The 19083-nt window shown below is 67.8% G+C and carries 17 protein-coding genes; 3 read left to right on the top strand and 14 right to left on the bottom strand.

The genetic code is table 11. The features are described from left to right. The first annotated feature begins 225 nt into the window (after nt 1–225). Nucleotides 226–666: a VOC family protein gene (locus SERN_RS09130; RefSeq protein WP_135849759.1), complete on the top strand. Its 441-nt coding sequence runs from the start codon at nt 226–228 to the stop codon at nt 664–666. A 124-nt stretch (nt 667–790) separates the two neighbouring features. Here the strand turns inward: SERN_RS09130 and SERN_RS09125 are convergent, their stop codons facing one another. The 3 genes from SERN_RS09125 to SERN_RS09115 all read right to left on the bottom strand — a co-directional run bounded on the left by SERN_RS09125 (nt 791) and on the right by SERN_RS09115 (nt 3262). Continuing rightward, nucleotides 791–1366 carry an NADPH-dependent FMN reductase gene (locus SERN_RS09125; protein ID WP_135849758.1) on the bottom strand — a complete coding sequence of 192 codons (576 nt, stop codon included), beginning with the start codon at nt 1364–1366 and terminating at the stop codon, nt 791–793. Nucleotides 1367–1532: 166 nt separating this feature from the next. Then, the gene (locus SERN_RS09120) at nt 1533–2813 is read right to left on the bottom strand and encodes an MFS transporter (RefSeq protein ID WP_135849757.1); all 1281 of its coding nucleotides are present in this window, start codon (nt 2811–2813) and stop codon (nt 1533–1535) included. Beyond that, the gene (locus SERN_RS09115) at nt 2810–3262 is read right to left on the bottom strand and encodes a MarR family winged helix-turn-helix transcriptional regulator (protein ID WP_233251570.1); all 453 of its coding nucleotides are present in this window, start codon (nt 3260–3262) and stop codon (nt 2810–2812) included. Before SERN_RS09115 ends, SERN_RS09120 begins: the two co-directional genes overlap by 4 nt. 168 nt (nt 3263–3430) lie before the next feature. On the opposite strand from SERN_RS09115, the gene SERN_RS09110 reads away from it, so the two are divergent. Then, the gene (locus tag SERN_RS09110) at nt 3431–4708 is read left to right on the top strand and encodes a hypothetical protein (protein ID WP_135849756.1); all 1278 of its coding nucleotides are present in this window, start codon (nt 3431–3433) and stop codon (nt 4706–4708) included. 86 nt (nt 4709–4794) lie between these two features. On the opposite strand, the gene opgC is transcribed toward SERN_RS09110, so the two are convergent. The 9 genes from opgC to SERN_RS15800 form a co-directional block, all read right to left on the bottom strand. Beyond that, nucleotides 4795–5970 (bottom strand): OpgC domain-containing protein, encoded by a 1176-nt coding sequence (gene opgC, locus SERN_RS09105; RefSeq protein WP_269846135.1) that lies wholly within the window; start codon nt 5968–5970, stop codon nt 4795–4797. Nucleotides 5971–6284: 314 nt separating this feature from the next. Next, nucleotides 6285–7067 (bottom strand): polysaccharide pyruvyl transferase family protein, encoded by a 783-nt coding sequence (locus SERN_RS09100; RefSeq protein WP_158292622.1) that lies wholly within the window; start codon nt 7065–7067, stop codon nt 6285–6287. Further along, nucleotides 7067–8521, bottom strand: coding sequence for a lipopolysaccharide biosynthesis protein (locus SERN_RS09095; protein WP_135849753.1), 1455 nt, complete (start codon nt 8519–8521; stop codon nt 7067–7069). Before SERN_RS09095 ends, SERN_RS09100 begins: the two co-directional genes overlap by 1 nt. 42 nt (nt 8522–8563) lie before the next feature. Further along, nucleotides 8564–10696 carry a glycosyltransferase gene (locus SERN_RS09090; RefSeq protein WP_135849752.1) on the bottom strand — a complete coding sequence of 711 codons (2133 nt, stop codon included), beginning with the start codon at nt 10694–10696 and terminating at the stop codon, nt 8564–8566. Continuing rightward, complete coding sequence (locus SERN_RS09085; protein ID WP_135849751.1) at nt 10696–11544, bottom strand: glycosyltransferase family 2 protein; 849 nt, start codon at nt 11542–11544, stop codon at nt 10696–10698. The genes SERN_RS09090 and SERN_RS09085 overlap by 1 nt, the downstream gene beginning before the upstream one ends. Continuing rightward, entirely contained in the window at nt 11541–12332 is a 792-nt protein-coding gene (locus SERN_RS09080) for a WecB/TagA/CpsF family glycosyltransferase (RefSeq protein ID WP_135849750.1), read from the bottom strand. Before SERN_RS09080 ends, SERN_RS09085 begins: the two co-directional genes overlap by 4 nt. Continuing rightward, nucleotides 12329–13783, bottom strand: coding sequence for a polysaccharide biosynthesis tyrosine autokinase (locus tag SERN_RS09075; RefSeq protein WP_135849749.1), 1455 nt, complete (start codon nt 13781–13783; stop codon nt 12329–12331). Before SERN_RS09075 ends, SERN_RS09080 begins: the two co-directional genes overlap by 4 nt. 59 nt (nt 13784–13842) lie before the next feature. Next, a complete protein-coding gene (locus tag SERN_RS09070; RefSeq protein ID WP_135849748.1) occupies nt 13843–15648 on the bottom strand; it encodes a DUF4012 domain-containing protein in 1806 nt (601 codons plus the stop codon). Further along, nucleotides 15642–16583: a WD40/YVTN/BNR-like repeat-containing protein gene (locus SERN_RS15800; protein ID WP_135849747.1), complete on the bottom strand. Its 942-nt coding sequence runs from the start codon at nt 16581–16583 to the stop codon at nt 15642–15644. Before SERN_RS15800 ends, SERN_RS09070 begins: the two co-directional genes overlap by 7 nt. A gap of 50 nt (nt 16584–16633) precedes the next feature. Between SERN_RS15800 and SERN_RS15795 the strand changes: the two genes are divergently transcribed. Further along, nucleotides 16634–17230, top strand: a complete 597-nt coding sequence (locus SERN_RS15795; RefSeq protein WP_135849746.1) for an arsenate-mycothiol transferase ArsC — start codon at nt 16634–16636, stop codon at nt 17228–17230. Between the two features lie 5 nt (nt 17231–17235). Here the strand turns inward: SERN_RS15795 and SERN_RS09055 are convergent, their stop codons facing one another. Together SERN_RS09055 and SERN_RS09050 are read right to left on the bottom strand one after the other, a co-directional pair. Then, entirely contained in the window at nt 17236–17736 is a 501-nt protein-coding gene (locus SERN_RS09055; RefSeq protein WP_135849745.1) for a CAP domain-containing protein, read from the bottom strand. Between the two features lie 9 nt (nt 17737–17745). Further along, complete coding sequence (locus SERN_RS09050; RefSeq protein ID WP_135849744.1) at nt 17746–19065, bottom strand: UDP-glucose dehydrogenase family protein; 1320 nt, start codon at nt 19063–19065, stop codon at nt 17746–17748. Nucleotides 19066–19083 lie beyond the last annotated feature (18 nt).

Raw genomic sequence — 19083 nt, 5'->3', positions numbered from 1 at the left:
CTACGACGACGCCGGATTCTCCAACGTCGGCGACTGACAGCAGCAGGTAGCACCACCAGAGTCACCGCACCACCCGCACGAAGCGCCGCCCCCGCAGGTCCTCGGACCCGCGGGGGCGGCGTCGTTCGTCAGCCCGCCACAAGATCCTGGCGTCGGGCGCGCGTCGGCCGCAGAGTGGGAGGGCAAGCACCTCCGCGATCGACGACGAGAAGCGAGACGTCCTCCATGACCTCCACCCCGATCATCCGGCCCGTCACCATCCACCACATCCGGCTGACCGTGACCGACATCCACCGGTCCAAGGCGTTCTACCAGCAGCTCCTCGGCACCGAGACGGCCTTCGACTTCAGCGACAAGGTCGACGAGCCCGGCGTCCGTGAGGACCAGGCGCAGATGTACGGCGGTGTCGGCTTCCCCGTCGGCGACCAGCTGCTCGGGCTGCGTCCCGTCGCCTCCCCCGGCGACACCTTCAGCTCCACCCGGGTGGGGCTCGACCACCTCAGCCTGCAGGTGGCGTCCGAGGACGAGATCCGCACCGCCGTCGCACGCCTGGACGAGGCCGGCATCGAGCACGGCGAGATCACGCGTCTCGAGGACGCCGGGATGGTCATCCTGTCCCTGCAGGACCCCGACGACATCAACGTCGAGCTGGTCGCCATCCTCTGAGGCGAACGCCGGTCGCCGCGATGAACCGGGTGCTCGAGCATCGCGGACTCGACCCGTCGCCTTCGTGCACGATGCCCCACCTCGCTCCTGGCGAGGTAGGGCATCGTCCCGCGCCGTGGGGGCGTCAGGACGCCGGGGCGCCCTCGGCACGCACGGACTCCAGCGCCTTCGTCCAGGACACGAGCTGGTCGAGCATGGTCTCGACCTGCGGCAGTGCCTGCTCGCGCGGCGTGAACTCCGAGTAGTTCTCGAAGTCGTCCGCCAGCGACAGGGAGACCTGCGCGCGGACGGTGGCGATCTGCAGCTCGGCCGCGATCAGCCGCAGGTGCTCCACGGCGCGGACGCCGCCGGCGCTGCCGTAGCTGACGAAGGACGCGGCCTTGTTGTTCCACTCGGCGTAGACGTAGTCGATCGCGTTCTTCAGCGCGCCGGAGGTCGAGTGGTTGTACTCGGGGGTGACGAAGACGTACCCGTCGTAGCGGGCGACGGTCTCGGCCCAGCGCTTCGTGTGCTCGTTCTGGTACTGGCCCATGGAGGCCGGCACGGGCTCGTCGAGCAGGGGCAGATCGTGGTCGGCGACGTCGACGAGCTCGAAGGAGGCGTCGGTCCGGGCCGAGGCGAGGTCGAGGATCCACCTCGCCACCGCCTCACTGTTGCGGCCGGGGCGGGTGCTGCCGAGGATGACGGCGATCGTGGTCATGTTCTCCCAGTTCGTCTGACGGCGCGGGGCGGCCGTGGGTGCGACGGCGAGGATCGTCCGCCACGCTCTCGAACCTAACCCGGATGGTTGAAGCATCAACGGATCGGCCTTGGCGGCGGCGCCTGGCCGAGGTGCAGCGACGGCGGCTCCCCCGCGCCGTGAGGCGTCAGGCCGCCTCGGCGATCCGGTCGGCGTCGCTGAGCACCAGCACGCGGCGCTGGGGGCTGCGCACGTAGCGCAGCTCGACGTGCCAGGCGCGGCGAGCCCAGAGCATCGCGGCGAGGGCGACGACGATCGAGGCGATCGCGCCGATCCCGACCGACCACCGGGCGCCCCACGCCTCGGCGACCCAGCCGACCAGCGGTGAGCCGAGCGGCGTCGTGCCGAGGAAGACCATGAGGTAGAGGCTCATCACGCGGCCGCGCATCTCGGGTGCCGTGGACATCTGCACGTAGGCGTTGGCGGCGGTGAGCATCGTCAGGGTGCAGAACCCGACGGGGATCGCGGCCAGGGCGTACAGCTCGTAGGTGGGCGCCATCGCCATCACCCCGCTCGAGATGCCGAATCCGAGCGCAGCGAACAGCACCAGACGCACGCGGGGACGGCTGCGGCGGGCGGCCAGGAGCGCGCCGGCGAGCGAGCCGATCGCCAGGACCGAGCCGAGCAGCCCGTACTCGGCGGACCCCTTGTCGAACACGGTGGTCGCCATGACGGCGGAAGTGAGCTGGAAGTTCAGACCGAGGGCGCCGACGACGCCCAGCACCACGAGGATCAGCACGATGTCGGTGCGGCGCCGCACGTAGTTCACGCCCTCGCGCAGCTGGCCCTTGGCGCGGGCGGCGTGGGCGAGCGGGAAGCGGTCGGCGTCCTTGATCAGCAGCAGCGCGGCGATGGTGAAGGCGAACGTGCCGGCGTTGACCACGAACACCCACCCGGCGCCGATGGCCGCGATCGCAAGTCCCGCGACGGCCGGGCCGATGAGGCGCGCGGCGTTGAAGGAGGCGGAGTTGAGCCCGACGGCGTTGGGCAGCCCCTCGGCCGGCACCAGCTCGGCCACGAACGTCTGCCGCACGGGCGCGTCCATGGCCGAGGCCATCCCGAGCAGGAGCGCGAACACGTAGACGTGCCACAGCTGCACGACGTCGGTGAGCACCAGGATCCCCAGCACCCCGGCCAGCACACCCATCGTCGCCTGCGTCGTCATCAGCATCGCCTTGCGCGGCAGCCGATCGGCGAGCAGCCCGGCGTACGGCGAGAGCACGAGCGCCGGCAGGAACTGCAGCGCCGTGACGATGCCGACCGCGAGCCCGGAGTGGTCCGAGAGGTCGGTCAGCACCACCCAGTCCTGGGCGATGCGCTGCATCCAGGTCCCGATGTTGGCGATGAGGGCGCCGACGAACCAGATGCGGTAGGCGGGGTGACGGAGGGAGGCGAAGGTGGTGCTCACTGGGTCGAGATCCTCCTCAGGATGTCGGAGGCGGCGGCGAGCGTTGCCAGCTCGTCGGGGCTGAGGGAGTCGAGGCGCTGGGCGAGCCAGACCGTCCGACGACGGCGGGTCTCGCGGATGACGTCGTGCCCGGTCTCGGAGAGGGTCACGAGGATGGCGCGGCCGTCGCTGGGATGCGTGGCGCGCGTGACGTAGCCCGCGTCCTCGAGGCACTTGACCGTGCGCGTCATCGACGGGGCGGCGACGTGCTCCAGGGCCGCGAGGTCCGACGGCGTGGCGGAGCCAGCCTCGAGCAGGCGCGCGAGCACCGAGTACTGGGCCAGGGTGACGTCTCCCCCGCGCTCGGCCCGGAGGCGGCGCGAGGTCATGAGGACGGCGCGACGGAGCTGCGAAGCGAGCTCGTCGGCGGGGGCCTCGGGGTCGAGGTCAGGGGTCGGAGTGTCGGGCACGCATATAGTCTAGGTCGTTACTTAGGCTAAGTAAAGTTAGACCTGGCCGTCGGGGCCCAGTGACACTGGTGACGCGGTTGCCTCGCGTCAAGGTGCCCAACGGAGACAAGCAACCCGTAACTAACTGTGGACAAACCCTTAACTTACGGAGGCTGATACGTTCACTCCGTGAGCACCACGAGCCGACCGAGCGTTGCGGTGAGTCGTGTCGATCGAACGGCGACCCCAAGAGTCCTGCCGACGCTGCTGCGCCGCGGTCTCTACGCCTTGATTGCGGTCGGGGCGCTCGCCAGTTTTTCCCGGTTCAGTTCGTACTCTCCGTTGCCCATGACGGCACTACTGGACGCGTGGGTCATCTTGTTCGTGGTGACGTCGTTCGTGCGCGGACGACTCGTAGCCCTCGTTCCCGTCCTTCTCCTCGCCGCGTACCTACTCACCAGGCTCGTACCGGTGCTCTACACCGGGGCGCCGTTGTCGGATGGCCTCCAGGCGTACAAGTGGGTTCTGTACCTCGTGGCCCTCGCTTTCGCGCTAGGCCACTCGTGGGGGTCCACGCGCCCGTTGGTGGTCGTGACGTGGTTTCTTCTCGCGCTCACGATTCTCAAGTACGCCGCGACTCGGGTTATCGAGGGTTCAGGGTCACGCCCGGCGCTTCTCGTCGAGAACAACTTCGAACTTGCACTCCTCGCCGGACTGGTCGCCGTCGTGTTCCCGCACATGGTCAGGCGCCGTTGGATAGCCGTGGCTGTGCTCGGCGTGATCGTGGCGCTCTCCGGATCCAGGAGCGGTGCGATCTCCTTCCTCCTTCTGGCGCTTTACTCCTTGTCGCAGCTCCGACAAAGGCATCGCCTGGCGCCCCTCCTCATCGCGTACGTCGCTCCGATCGCCGCCGCACTGCCGCTGTGGGTGTTTCTCGATCGAGCCGCGTCTTCGAGCCAGGTCGACCGACTCAACTTCCTCGACGTCTTTCGCTCGGAGACCGAGACCTGGACCGTGCTGAACTGGGTGTTCGGAACTGCGCCCATCACGCCCCTGTCGCCGGGCGCATGCCATGGTCTGTCCTACTATCAGACCCTCTTCTCGAGCGCTGGCGACGGCACGTGCTACTCGGTAATCCTCCACGCCTTCGTCCTGCGCGTCATCTTCGACGCGGGACTTGTCGGACTCGCGATCGCCTACGGTGCCGCCTGGTACTTCATGCGCCGTGGCGGGGTGCGCACGGGCCTCGCTCTCACCCTGCTCGCGATCGCCTTCGCAAACGGCTTGTCAGTAAGCGGGATGAACAACCCCTACGTCGCGCTGCCGATGCTGATCGCAATCATGGCTGCCCCGGAGAAAGCGGCCGGGGACCGCACGACTCGACGTTCTGCAGGCACCGCGGACGACCTGACGGGCGTCGAAGGCCGAAGCACCTCGGTGAGACATCAGAGTCCACTCCGGAAGTAGTCGTTGACAGGCGAGGGCCACGACTGGAGACCTCGCCATCCTTTACCTACCTTCGCGACCATCTGTCGGGGTATCAGGGGTCCCCATCAGGCGCCATCTCCGTGAACCGGCAGTGAGGGTGCAGTCGTCCCGCGCGCGACGCGCCACTCGCGCACCTCGATAGCTCCGAGCGTTACCCGCGGGTACTCGTCTCGCAGGCGGCACCACGCCCACATCGCCGCAAGCGCAGTCAACACCACGACGTTCGCGCTCGCAGACCCAGGGTCGTAGACGACGATCGAAGGAAGCGCGATGACCGCCAGCGACAGGATGATGTAGCAATCCAGCGAACGGCGTCCGATGCGTTCGAGCACCGCGGCCAGGATCGGGACCGTGTGGGCGATCCACCGCGCAACGGGGCGCAGTACTAGTAACGCAACACCCGACAGAACGATGACGCCGGGTCCGAGCGTCCCGTCCGAAAACCACCAATCGATTGTCCGCCGGATCACGCCGTCGCCGAGCCGTCCAAGTCGTGTCAGGTGAGCCAGGCCGACCGAGAACACGAGAAGCGACGCCGCCGTCCAACGAGCGCTACGGCTGGCGAACGCAGCGCGGACCTTCTCAGAGTCCCAATACCAACCCAGAATCAGCGCAGCGAGGAACATCGCCTGCCAGGTGGCCCAGTTCATCAGCCCGGGCTCACCGGGCTGCCGAACGAACGTCGTCCATGCGCTGCTGGTCTGTCCGATCACGTACACGCAGACCATCCCGGCCACCAATAACCAAACCTGGCCGCGCGCCAGGAGCCCCACCGCAACTGCGGCCAGGAGCATCAGGACTGCGTACATCGAGAGTATTGAGGCGTTCGGGGGATTGATCTGAAGAGTGACCGTTGCCAGTACTGCCTGCAGTGGGCCACCGACGCTATCCACGGAAGCGAACCGCGGTGCGCGCGACGGGTCGAGCGCGACGACCGCAAAAACCGCTGCGCACAGCGCCACATGCGCCACGTAGACGAGTCGAGCGCGCCGGAGAACCCGTCCTGGACCACTGCGCACGCCAGAGCGAGCGGCCTGCTTGCGCTGGACGATCCCGAGTACGAGACCCGAGAGCACGACGAACCCCATGAGGCCGTCTACCCAGAGGGCGACGTGCGTTGCCCTCCAGAAGAAACTTCCGACGGCCACGTGAGCCGTGGCCATGCTCACAATGCAAAAACCTCGCAGCAGATCCAGGGATGAGTCACGCCCCTGGGCTGCCGCGGGAGCTGCACGCTTCATCCGGGAGAACACACCGGAAGGGATCGGACCGTGTCTTGTCACGAGGCAGACTTTACACGTGTAGCGTTTGTTTTTCTGCGCTCCGACCAAGGTTTCGGATCGTTCGCATCTCGACCTTCGACTCCCCAGAGTCGACGTCCGGCCTCGACGTGCCGCACCTCGAGCTCGGAGCCACCGGCCGCTATCTAGCGTCCGCGCTGGAGGTCCCCGCACGCCGAAGTCCGCGTTAGGAATCGACACTCCTCAGCGGGAGGCCAACGCAGCTAACACGCGGATCCAGCGAGCAGCGTCGGGCCTCGCGAACCGCGAGTAGATCAGGGCTCTTGGTAGAGGTCCCGGGGGAACGCCTGGAGCAGCGCCTCGACGTCATACTCCGGCGGCGCCTCTCCACCCATCGCAAGTGCTTCCTCCACCGATGACGCGGGTGCGTACGACGACCGCCCGCTCCCGAAGTAGTAGTCGTCGTACTTGAGGCTATGCTCCGCCTGCGACGTGATGAGGCGCGCGGGTATGCCCAGCGATTCGGCGAGGACTATTCCGTGCAGGGAGCTACCACAGACGAACGAACTTCTCGCGATCTCGGCGATGACGTGGTGCGGATCGCCGATCGGGCTTACTACGCGAGAATCAGAATAGAGGGACAGATCGTTGTAGTTCGGCAAGACGACGTAGTCATTGAGGGGCTCGGATCGGTCTCGGAGGTAGAAGTCACGATTCCAGTACCGCGACCACAGGAGGGCCGGGTCGCCGTAGACCTCCGGAACTGATGTACCTGCCGCCGTCAGCATCCGACGCGTCTCTGGGCCACGGACAGACCGAACGTCGAGATCCGGCGCTGCGCCCAAGTTCATGGACTTGCCGTTCACCCCTGAGCCCCAAACGGTGTCCCCTGGCTCGGTGAGGCCCAGGATCGAACCAATACTCACGAGGCGGCGTCGTTCCGGCGCTTGCGAAAGGCCGAACTCCGCTGCGACGCGCTCGACCAGGAGCGGCCCAAGTAGATCCCCGAAGTTTCCAAGCTCCCGCCTCGGGCGCAGAAGCGCAAACGGGCCCGGAGCTCGCCGCTTCGGGTTGAAGTGCACCACTGTGACAGCCATCAGGACTTCCTTCGTTTGATTGCTCGAGACGCAGTGTCGCGAATCAGGCTGTAGTCGGAACGGACAGGCTTGAACAAGCCCGCACCTAGGATGAATACCGCCCAGATCGCGGTCGCGAGGAACAACTTGGCCCATGCTGAGCCCTCGCCAAGCAGCACCGGTACGACTACAGCGCACAGCACTGCGACTGGCGCACACACCGCCAAAGCCCGCCCGCCCGTGGCTAGAAGACGGCTCCGGCGGATGCCTGTGCGAGCGATCGGGAAGGCAGTCAGAAGACCCCAGTTAAGGAGGTGTCCCGCTGCCACGCCCACCGCGACGCCAGTCGGCCCAAACGGCAGGCCGACCACCATGAGACCGACCATGGCCGTCCGCCCGATGATCGTCCACTTGAGCTGCAGCGACGTCAGTGCCAGCGAGAGGAAGACCCAGGAGTAGACGTAGGTGATGCTCTGGAACACTCCGGCTATGGCCAAGATCGCGAATATTGGCTTTGCTCCGGTCCACTGATCCCCAAGGAGTACGTCGATCAGCGGGCCAGAAACCGAAAACAGGAAGAAGAAGGACCCACCCATGACATACGCCATGAGCGTCTGGGCCCGGACTAGGTAGTCCTCGTACCGAGCGTCATCCTGGAGTCTCGAGAGGACCGGGACCCCGACCTTCGTCATCGGCGCAGCGATCTGCTGAAGCGGCAATCTGAACAACTGGTAGGAGCGGTCGTACAGACCCAGCGCAGAAGCACCCCACGAACGTCCGATCAGAACGCTGTCGAGATTTGACGTCGCATAGATGAAGATCTGCACGCCGAGCGTGTTCGCGCCGTATCTGTAAAGATCCCGCATCGGGACACCGGATCGCGGTAGCCCCGGCCTCCATCTGGCAAAGACCGCGAGGACGACCAGAGCCCCCAGACTGATGGCAACCTGCTGCCAGACGAGTGCCCAGTAACCGGCACCCAGCAGACCGAGACTCAGCCCAGCGATCAGACCGATGAGAGCGGCGACGATGTCAGCCAAGGCCAAGTTCTTAAACTTCAGCCGGCGCGCCAGTTCCGCCCGCAACTGAGCGGCGACGGCATTGAACACAAACGTCAGTGCCAACACCCTCGTCAGTTCCGTCAGCTCGTCACGGCCGTAGAAGGCAGAGAGGAGTGGGGCGCACAGCACAAAGACCACGTACAGGCCCAGTCCGATCGCCGTGTTCGTCCAGAACAGATTGGACCGCTGCGCGAACGAGATCTCGCGCGCCTGGATGGACGCCATGGATAGGCCAAAGTCGGCCAGAACGGACGCGACGCCCACGACGGCGAAGACCATGGCGTACGAGCCGAAGTCGGCGGGACTTATGAGGCGAGCAAGGATGGTCACCGAGGCGAACTGAATGACCAGTCTTACGAGTTGTCCGAGGAGCGTTGCCGCTCCACCTCGCGCGGCCGCCGTGGCTAGGTTCATGAACGGTCGCTCTGGAAACAGTCGCGGCGCGTCATCCCGTATTCAGCTTCGCGGGTTGGCCGGCGAACCGACCACGCTCAAGGTGACGTGCTTGTGACGCTCACGAATCAGCTGCCACGAACGATCGCTGAGATCAGGACGCGAGCCGGTCGACAGCGCTTCGTGGGACCACCGCAGCGCAGCGTCCAACTCGGCTCCGTCCAGACTCTCGTAGATGCGAACCCACTGCGATCCCACCTCGCCCTGGAGAGCTTCCGTCGTCGTGGTGCGCGGAACGAGGATCGGACGGCTCAGCGAGAGCGCCACGAGGATGGCTCCCGAGCTGTGGAGTTCGCGGTAGGGGAAGACGCAGAGCGACGCCTCCCCGATCTCGCGAGCTAGGTCCACGTCAGGGACGAAGCCGAACTGGTAGGTGACTCGCCCGTCGGCCTCGGCGGCTCGTATGACCTCCCGGGAGACGTCGCGGTCCGAAGGCGACCCGACGATCCGCAGCTCCCCCACCTCGGACTCGGCTGCCGCCGCGAGCAGTTCGGGGACACCCTTGTAGCCTTCGATCCTTCCGAAATGGAGAACTCTTGCCGGCAGCGGCGAGCCTCCTACGACATCCGCGTACGGCTCCCGGTAGCTTCCGTGAGGTACGAGGTGAACGCTGCCGGCCGAGACCTGCGGATCGTTCGGGACCAGGTGGATCTCAGCCCTAGTGAGTGCGGTCAGAGCCTCGCGGAGGTGCGCGCCCGTCCGGTCTCCGGTCTCTTGGTGAGGGGTGAGATTGTGAACTGTCCGGATGACAGGAATCTTCTCTCGCTGGATTCTCCGGATGAGTGCCGCCGCGAGCGCTCGGTCGTGCCGCGCACGGACGGAAGACCCGGCGGGGACGAGATGCTCAGGCCAATGGACGTGAACGGCGTCCACGGGGCGAGTCAGTGCGTTCCGCCAACTCAGGAAGACCGGTCGTACTTCATAGTCCTCGGTTGCGGCCATGTGTCGCGCATAGCGCGTCGTTCGGTCGGGCGCCGAGACGGTGTGGAGCACCCGGTAGCGTCGTCGGCGCTTTCCCCCAGAGACTCGGCTGATCGCCGTCGCCAGGCCCGTGAGCCGCTTGCGCCCCGAAGCCAGCGCACCGCGGACGTCCGTCTGGTCGGCTTTGACTCGTTCACGTGCTCCTTGGGCGGGCAGCAGGGCGAGGTCGACGACCGCGAGCGCGCGAGGCACCTTCTGTGACTGGTCCGGAACCAGGTCCAGTGGGACGGCCCCCTCGGTGACCGCCATGATCACAGCGTGGAGGCGATTGGACCCGATCCACGTCGCGCGCGAGTAGACGGAGCGGACTCGCCGTTCCTGCTCGGCGTGATCGGCCTCCTCCGGCCAGTCGATCAGTTCTGCCCCGAGCTCCTTCGCCAACCACGCATTGCGATCGCCGTCTCGCCTCACCTGGACTACCACGACGACCGTTGCGTCGAGGTCTTCGGACACGACGCGGCGTACCTCGTCCAGCCAGGCCGCAGGAGGCGGAGGACGATCGCCGCGGAGGCTGAGGGCGAGCACTCGCCTGTCTGACTGCTCGTGGTGGCGCTCCGACACGTGCTCGGGCGACGCTCCCTCGCCGAAAGCCCAGTCGGGTGCGACTGTTCCGATACCAGCAGCAGATCGAGAGGCCTCGTCCCGCCAGGTCGCAACATCGCTGAGTGAGGCGATCAGTCGAGCTATGGCGGGAACCTTCGCGTTCGGGTCTCGCAGTCCGAAGCCGGCGTGGATCAGTCGTCCGCCGCGTGCCCGCGAAGCCAAGATGACGGGCAGGAGGAGTGCGCGCGAGACCAGGAACCGGCGATCAGGAAGAAGCTCTCCCGCGTTCAGCAACAAGGTCGTCCGTCGCAATACGGCGCTGCGAGCGAGAGCGAACATCCACTTACGACGGTCGGTGTAGAGCCGATCCACGGAACGAAGTCCGAGATTGGTCCAGTCCTCGGCGCCTTCGCCCACGTACACGTGACAGGTGCCGCACGCCTGCCCCGCCGCGATGAGAGGACGACGCAGCAACGAATCCCCGAGGTTGTCCCGCTGGCTCGCTACGGAAATGAAGATCATGCGCCCGCCGTTCGTTGGATTCCTAAGTGTGAGTTCGTCCGCCGTTGTATCCGCGGCCCGGGGGACGACGGTGCTCTGAGACAGCCTCATCAGCGACGTACTACTGCTGAGAGCCCGACCGCGACCGCGGCGGGATGCGGCCGTAGAGCAAGGGCACGGCGCAACACCCGCGCAGCCGGACCCCACTCCCGGGCTCGGAGTGCCGACCGAAGCGCGACAGAGGCGAGAAAATCACCCTGCGCTCGCCGCTCGGCATGCGACCCGTACTCCTCGAGCCACGCGACGCTGTCGCTCCAAGCGTTAGACCGAGAAATCGAACCCGCGGAGTCCTGAAAGACCCGCACGAGCGGGTCCGGCACGGTCGTGAACAACACCCCGGCGGCATCGAGGTCGATGAGGAGACCCCAGTCCTGGTGCCGGCGCAACGCCCGCGGCCAGGGGTGACGGGTGGCCAGACGCCGGGACATCAGGAGCGTCGAGGACTGCATGAAGTTCTCCGTCAGCTTCATGGTCGATCGCTCGAGCAGGTAGGTCGACATCGACAAGGACCCGTCGAAGGGGCGGCTGGGAACAACGCGCTCTGTCTCGCCCACCAGGAACGCAAGGCACACCACGACTACGTCGTCGCGGGCATCGAGTCGACGGATCTGCTGCTCGGTCTTCTGAGGAAGCCATTCATCGTCGTCGTCGAGGAAAGCCACGACATCAGCGCTGCTCGCCTCGACACCGGCGTTACGGGCGGCAGACCCACCAACACCGCCGGTTGTCACTACGAGCTCGTGAGGAATGTCGGCGAGCAGCGCTCGGACGGTGGGCTCGGCATCAGGGCGGTCGAGCACCACGACCGGACGGACGTCCACCGTCTGCCTTGCCACAGATGTCACAGCCCTGACCAGCTCAGGTCGCCCGGTCGTCGGGATGATGGCGTCGATGGTCATCGCGCTCTCCGTTCCTTCGCGATCACGAGGGCCAGCTGAACCGGCTCGACGAGGTAGCGGCGGGCCAGCCTGCGCGGGTCGGAGGCGAGCCGCCAGAGCCACTCCACTCCGAGGCGCCCGGTCCACCGCGGCGCGAGCGACTGTGTGCCGGACAGCTGGTCGATGGCGCCCCCTACGGTCGCTATGACTCCCCGGTCGAGATGGCCGATGAGACCGGTGACGACCTGTTCCTGCAGAGGCATACCCATCCCGACGAGGACGAGGTCAGGCTCGAACGAGCTGACCCGCTCGACCGCCTCGGCGGCACGGTCAGCCGACCACGGGTGGCCGGGTATCGCTAGCACCTCGGGTGCGTCCGGGCTCGACAGGAGCCGTGCGACGAACGCCGAACTCGATTCCGAGGAAGCGCCGATGACAGCGACCCGGCGAACTGCGGCGAGCGCCGTCGCACGGTCAATCCAGTCGGTCGAGCCAAACCGGTGAGAGGACGGGAGCGGAGCCAGCCCTGACGCCGCTCGCGCACGGTTAAGGCCGGCGAGTACGGGCCAACCGTCGACAACGACGACGTCACTGCCCTGGTAGAAGCGAGCAAACTCCGAATCTGTTCTCGCGAGATAGACGCTGTGCAGGTTATGCGCGGCAATCACCACGGGAAACGACCCCGCGACGGCCGAGTCGACGAAAGACACGAGGTCGTCCACCGTCACGATGGAGACGTTCACCCCCAGGACGTCGACCCTTGCCACTGGCGCGAGCGCCGAGGAACGGCGTGCCTCCGAGTCGGTCATCGTCCCTCCGGTGCCGCGGCGGCGCGTCCAACGGTCTGGCGGCGCGCCTTATGTCCCCGCGCCTTCGACGCCTTCGACGCATTAGGCGCCTTGTCGTCCTTGCCGAGGGAGTAGTCGTAGTACGTGTAGCTGTCCCGCTTCTCGTTCGGGACCCGGTTGAGCACAATTCCGAGGACGCGAGCCTCGACCGTCTCGAGCGCTGCGACCGCACTCTCCAGGTGGGGTCGGTGCGCCACAGTTGCCCCAACCACGACGAGCGCGCCGTCGGCGAGCTTGGCCACTACGGCACCGTCTGTCACGGGCAGCAGCGGGGCCGTGTCGAGGATGACGACGTCGTAGCGGCTAGTCAGATCTTCGAGGAGCGACGCCATCTGCTGCGATCCGAGCAGCTCACTGGGGTTCGGAGGGATCTCGCCGGACGTGATCACGTCGAGGGAGGTCGTGCCGTACTCCTGGACGACGTCGTCGATGGTCGCGTTGCCGATCAGCACGGTTGTTAGGCCGACCGCACCTTCGATGCCCAGGACGCGAGCGACCGAGGGCCGTCGCAGGTCGGCGTCGATCAGCACGACCTTGCTGCCGGTATCAGCGATGGCGAGAGCGAGGTTAGAGGCCGTGGTCGTCTTGCCCTCCCCGGGGAGCGCGGACGTCACGACGATCGACCGTGGCCGCGACGACGCGTTGACGAACTGAAGATTCGTTCGGAGACGCCGGATGGCCTCGGCCCTTACCCCGAGCGGGTGGGAGATGATCACCAACGGGTCCTCCGGCGCGCTCGCGTCGTAAGCGACGGAGCCGAGGACGGGGGTGTCGGTCACCGCAGCGACATCGGCCGCGGACCGGATCCGAGTGTCCAGAACCGTCCGGAGAAGCGCGACGCCGATCCCTACGGCGAGCCCGATCAAAAGACCCACTGCCACATTCACGCGGGTGTTCGGCGATGACTGGCTAGTGGGCTCCGTAGCGGCGCGCGTCACGGTGATCCGAACGGGAGATGCAGCTGCATCCAACGGACGTTGCAGCTCGGGCAGCACCGACGACATGCTGTCGGCCACCGCGTTGCTGACGAACGCAGCCTCCTCAGGCGTGGCCGCCGTGGTGGTCACGTCGATGAGCGAGGTGTTCAGCTTCACCGTCGCCGCAACTCGGTCCGCAAGCTCCTCTGCGGTGACATCGAGGCCGTTCGAGTCGACGACCGGCTGGAGTACGAGCGGGCTCGTGGCGAGGTCGGCGAAGCCAACCACCTGGCTCTGCGAGAAGCTCGACCCCTGGGCAAGATTTTGCGTGGACCCGTCCTGGGTCTGCACGGACACGTAGATCTGGCTCGTAGCCTCGTAGGTCGGCGCGGTCGCCAGTGTGAGGAGACCTGCTGCCAGTGTTCCTGCGAGAGCGCAGGCGAGCACCAGGATCCACCGGTCGCGGAGGATCGTGAAGTAGTCGCGCAGCTCCATGGCAGTTCTCCTTCTGTCGAGCGCTTGTGCCGCCCGCGGTTGATCGAGGTGTGACTCGTTCACGAGGTCGCGGCGCAACCCGGCTCGATCGTCTGGACCGTGGCGCGAGGCCCGGGTGTGGTTCTCAAGGTCGGTACACCGTCGACCTGCTTGCCTGTCACCAGCTCGAGCTCGAGCTGCATGGACTCCGACGGGTTCAAAGTGACGGTGATGAGCGATACCGGGCTGTCGCCCTGACGCTGGGTAAGGACAGGCATTTCGCCCTCAGGTCCGCTGACCCCCAGAATCCGTCCACCGGAAGGCCCGAAGACGGAGAGGTTCGTCTGGATCGTTCCCTCGGGTACGAAAGCACCACCTCCCGTGAGGTAGGCGGGCAGCGTTGCCAAATCCGGGACGGCCGACGTCAGGTCAACCTTCAGTCGAAGTCGCTGAGAACCGTCGGGCCGACACTCGGACACCGCCAGCGACGTGGCGACCTCCAGGTAGTAGCCGATCTTCGCGCCAGACCCGTCATTCAGATAGACACCGACCACCGGGGTCGATCCAACTTCTGGCACCTCTCCAGCGAGCTGGGTACCGTCGAGCAGAGACTGCTCGACCGGGTCGCTCGACCACAGCATGAGCCGCCCCTGGTCGCTCGACTGCACGAGCGAACTCACGGCGGCCTGAGCGTCCCCGCTTCCCCCAGAAAGGGCAGAGAAGATGCTGGCTGCCGCATCAGCGAAGAACACGTCCTGCTGGGCGGGGTCGGGCTCGTCGAGGTAGATCTGGTTCAGGAGATACTGCGCGGCGCCGTCCGCAGTCAGGGTCAAACCGGCCTCGGTCGTCACCGGCCCGGTTGCGCCGAGCAGTCCCGCCAGTGCCACAGGATCGAGGGACAGCACCCCGGCGGGTGTCTCACCGCGCTCGGCGATCCACATGTCGCTCGCGAGCTGCGCGGCCCGGGGGAAGTCCGGCGTGCTCGTCACGTTGAGCATGAACCGGCCGAGCTGCGAGCCAAAGATCGCCGTCTCGCTGTCGGTCAAGTCGCCGACGGGCTCGTCGAACGAGATCGAGTTCCCCGCTACCTGCTCGACCAGCTCGATCGAGCCTTCCTCGGCACGAAGCACAAGCACCGAACCCACGATGCCTCCGAGGGCGCGCGGCTCGGCGTTGTTCTGCACCAGTACGAGGTAGTCGCGCGGGCCGTCGATCCCCATCATCGGCGGGATGAGCTGGACGGCACGCGAGGCCGTCGCCGTCGAGAGGCGGAGGTCGGCGAGTTCCCCTGCGAGCTGGTCGACGGCGCCGCCCACCTGGGGCAGGAGTGCGGAGCGGTCGATCGCCGCCAGCGAGGCGATCGCGGCGTTCACACCGTCGTCGGCCGCGATCACCACGGGTGCGGCCTCGGCCACGCTCTGGACGTCGACCCGTCCGTCCTGCGGAGCGAGCGCTGCCGGGCTCGCGGCAGCCACGACGGCTGGCAGGCTTGGGAGAGGGCCCTCCGCGAGGTCCGACACGGTGCCGGCGAGCGTTTGGACCGCGCGGACGTTAGGTCCCACGCCTGGCAACCACGAAGTCAGTTTCCAGTGCGGACGGCCGGTCGTGGCAACAGCGCTCGACGCCGCATCGCGCAGCGTCGCCACCGAAGTCGCGACGGCCTCGTCATCGCCGGCGAGGACCTGATCCTCGAGCTGCGGAACCACGCCCGCCGCCTCCACGAGCTGGTCCCGCACGCGGAACGCATCGACCGCGGTCCACACCCCGGCGACGGCCACGACGGCCACGCAGCCGAGCAGGACCCAGCCCAGCACAATGCCCGTGCGTCGGCCGCGTGTGCGCCGGACCTTGGTGCGGCGCCGCCGGGTACTCGTCGGGCTCACCACGTCTGACCACCATCCTCCGAGATCGCCAGGTCCGCCCCGGACCACACCCACAGCAGGTCACCCGTGATGGACACTGCGACGTCGCCCGCCGTAGTGACGGGCGCACATGCGAGCGGCTCATTCTGCGACTGACCGTCGCTGCTGATGCCGTAGACCGACAGCGCCTCACACGGACCCTCGAACGTCGCGACCACATAGGCCGAGCCGTTTTGCGTCAACGCCCTGGCCCCAGCGACAGAGACGGTCGTCGCCCAGCTCTGCCCACCGTCCGCCGAGATCGCCAGCGAACCGTCTTGGCACAGCACCGCCCCGCGTTGCACATCGACAGCGGCAAGGTCGACCGCCCCTGCTGGACACGGCACAGGAGCGTCCCCGCGCGGACCGGCCACGAACGTCCTGTCGGTGGGCGCGAGGAACCAGGCGGAGCTCAGCGTCGCATCGGCACGGCTCCACGTGTCCCCGCCGTCGGTGGTGGAGGCGAGCGCGGTCGCACAGTCCTGAGCCGCGCCGACCACGAATGCCGAGCCGGCATCGGTCGCGCGGAGCCGGACCACAGAGTCGATGTCGAGCTCCGCCGCGTCCCATGAGGCGCCGCCGTCCAGCGTGCGTTCGACGAGCGCGGCGCCCTGACCGCAGGAAGCGAGGGTGGAGCGCCAGGCCACGTCCCCGTCAACTGCGACGATCTGACGGGTGGCGAGCGACGCGGGGGCCACCAACGGGATCGTGGCCGACGGATCCTCGGTCGGGACCTGCGAAGCCGGCTCCTCGGCGCCCGGAATTGGCACCGCGGGTGCTGCCGAGGCCGGCACCGACGGCGACGGCGCGGCCGACCCGACGGGCCCGTCCGCGGTCAGCAGCACCGTCAGAACGATCCCGTTCAGGACGACGAGGATGGCGACGAGGACGAGCGCCCAGGGGCGCCCCGCGGTGGTCATGCCGCGACCCCGGGGATCCGGGCACGCACGGACGTCCGTACGCTGACGGGGTGACTGAAGCGACTGGTGCGACTCATACGACTACTTCTCACTTCCGAGTCCTGACGATCTGCACGGGCAACATCTGCCGCTCCCCTGCGGCCGAGCGACTGCTCCGCCTGCATCTCGGCGACGCCGTGGAGGTCGTGAGCGCGGGTACCGGCGCCCTGGTGGGTGAGCCGATCTCCGGCCCGATGGTTCCGCTGCTGGAGCGCGCGGGCGCCGACACAGCCACCTTCGAGGCGCGCTTGCTGACGCCCGACGACGTCCGGTCCGCTGACCTCGTGCTGGCGCTCACGCTCGAGCACCGCTCGCACGCCGTTGTGGCCTGGCCGGGTGCGCTCAGGCGCACCTTCACGCTGCTCGAGCTTGCCCGGCTGGCCGAGCACGTCGGTCGCGACGCGCTTCCCGAGGGCGACGCCGCCGAACGCCTGCGCGCCCTCGTGCCGCTGGCGATCCGGGCACGCGGCATCGTCCGCGTTCCGCCGGAGGAGGACGACGTGCCCGACCCCTACCGACGCTCCGACGCTCACTACGCGGCGTCCTTCGAAGCGATCGACGGCGCCGTGCGTCGCCTGGTCGCGGTCGTTTCGCCCAAACCCGCCTGAGGTCCTCACGCGACCTCGGCGTTCAGGAAGACGTGCGCGCAGACCAGCACATCGCTGTCGGGCTCGCACACGATTGCCCCGGTCACGTAGTCGGGGTTGAGCAGGTTCTCGCGGTGACCCGGGGAGTCCAGCCAGGCCTCGGTGACCGCACGCGGGTCGGCGGCGGAGCGCACGAGGTTCTCCGCGGCGCCGTTCGCAGGGGCGCACGTCTCGATGACACCCTCGAGCGGGGCGTGGGTGAGGTCGTCGCTCCCGACGAGATCGGCGGCGCGGACCGCGGCGGCGTCCGCGGCGCACACCGACGGCGTCAGAGCCGCCAGACCCTCCGCCTCTCGCGCCTCGTTCGTCGCCTCGACGAGGTCGGCCGCGTAGGCGGCGGGGTCGCTGATGTCGACCGTCTCCGGGGCGTCAGCGGGGTCCGTCTCCGACGCCCCGGCCAAACCACAGGCCACGAGCATCGTTGCTGCGAGGAGGGCTGACGCCGCCGCCGTGACGCGGCGCACCACCCGGACCACCTAGGGCCGTCCCAGCCCGATGTAGGTCCAGCCGGCCGCACGCCACGCGGCGGAGTCGAGGACGTTGCGGCCGTCGATGATCGTGCGGTGCTCGACGCTCTCGCCGAGCTCGACCGGGTCGAGGTCACGGAACTCCGGCCACTCCGTCAGGAGGAGCACGACATGCGCACCGGCGACGGCGTCGTGGGCCGAGTCGCGCACGTCCAGGTCGGGGCGGACCCGGCGGAGCACGGGACCGGCGGCCGGGTCGACGATGCGGACCTTGGCCCCGAGGCCGGACAGGCGGGAGGCGACGTCGAGCGCCGGGGAGTCGCGGATGTCGTCGGAGTGCGGCTTGAAGGCGGCGCCGAGCACGGCCACGGGCTTGCCCGGTACGCGGCCCTCGAGCGCGTGCACGGTCAGATTGACCACGTGCTGGCGGCGGCGCAGGTTGATGGAGTCGACCTCGCGCAGGAACGTGAGGGACTGCTCGGCGCCCAGCTCGCCCGCCCGGGCCATGAACGCCCGGATGTCCTTGGGGAGGCACCCGCCGCCGAAGCCGATGCCGGCCTTGAGGAACTTCTTGCCGATGCGGTCGTCGTGGCCGATGGCCTCGGCCAGGAAGCTGACGTCGGCGCCCGTCACCTCGCACATCTCCGCCATCGCGTTGATGAAGGAGATCTTGGTCGCGAGGAAGGAGTTCGCCGCGACCTTCACGAGCTCGGCGCTCGCGTAATCGGCGGTCAGGCGCGGCGTGCCACGCTCGAGGATGGAGGCGTAGACCGCGTCGAGCGCGTCGCGCGCGACGGCCGCCTTCGCGTCGTCACCGGGCAGTCCGTAGACCAGGCGGTCGGGCGCGACGGTGTCCTGCACCGCGAAGCCCTCGCGAAGGAACTCGGGGTTCCAGGCCAGGACGCCGGCGTCGCCAATCTTCTCGGCGAGGCGGGCGGCGGTGCCGACCGGCACGGTCGACTTGCCGGCCACGACAGCGGGGCCGTCGGACCCGGCGTGCAGGTGCGGCACGAGCGCGTCGATCGCTGCGTCCACGTAGGTGAGGTCGGCGGCGTAGCTGCCCTGCTGCTGGGGGGTGCCGACGCCGACGAAATGCACGCGGGCCGAGGCGGCGTCCGCCATGTCGGTACTGAAGCGAAGACGGCCCGAGTCGAGCGCGCGGCGCAGGACCTCACCGAGGCCGGGCTCGTGGAACGGCGGCTCCCCCGCGTTCAGCTGGGCCACCTTGGCAGCGTCGACGTCGATCCCGACGACCTCGTGCCCCAGGTCGGCCATGCACGACGCGTGCACAGCGCCCAGGTAGCCACAACCGATCACAGAGAGCTTCACGATCGCCACTGAACCACA

This window comes from Serinibacter arcticus, from assembly GCF_004786095.1.
Lineage (GTDB): Bacteria > Actinomycetota > Actinomycetes > Actinomycetales > Beutenbergiaceae > Litorihabitans > Litorihabitans arcticus.
Note: the sequence above shows the minus strand (reverse complement) of the source record. Positions and strands in the feature narration are given on the sequence as shown.

What these genes read in the sequence shown, in the direction of transcription:
- SERN_RS09130 (WP_135849759.1), top strand. Translation starts at nt 226, where the DNA reads ATGACCTCCACCCCGATCATCCGGCCCGTCACCATCCACCACATCCGG.
- SERN_RS09125 (WP_135849758.1), bottom strand. Translation starts at nt 1,366, where the DNA reads ATGACCACGATCGCCGTCATCCTCGGCAGCACCCGCCCCGGCCGCAAC.
- opgC (WP_269846135.1), bottom strand. Translation starts at nt 5,970, where the DNA reads ATGAAGCGTGCAGCTCCCGCGGCAGCCCAGGGGCGTGACTCATCCCTG.
- SERN_RS09100 (WP_158292622.1), bottom strand. Translation starts at nt 7,067, where the DNA reads ATGGCTGTCACAGTGGTGCACTTCAACCCGAAGCGGCGAGCTCCGGGC.
- SERN_RS09095 (WP_135849753.1), bottom strand. Translation starts at nt 8,521, where the DNA reads ATGAACCTAGCCACGGCGGCCGCGCGAGGTGGAGCGGCAACGCTCCTC.
- SERN_RS09090 (WP_135849752.1), bottom strand. Translation starts at nt 10,696, where the DNA reads ATGAGGCTGTCTCAGAGCACCGTCGTCCCCCGGGCCGCGGATACAACG.
- SERN_RS09085 (WP_135849751.1), bottom strand. Translation starts at nt 11,544, where the DNA reads ATGACCATCGACGCCATCATCCCGACGACCGGGCGACCTGAGCTGGTC.
- SERN_RS09080 (WP_135849750.1), bottom strand. Translation starts at nt 12,332, where the DNA reads ATGACCGACTCGGAGGCACGCCGTTCCTCGGCGCTCGCGCCAGTGGCA.
- SERN_RS09075 (WP_135849749.1), bottom strand. Translation starts at nt 13,783, where the DNA reads ATGGAGCTGCGCGACTACTTCACGATCCTCCGCGACCGGTGGATCCTG.
- SERN_RS15800 (WP_135849747.1), bottom strand. Translation starts at nt 16,583, where the DNA reads ATGACCACCGCGGGGCGCCCCTGGGCGCTCGTCCTCGTCGCCATCCTC.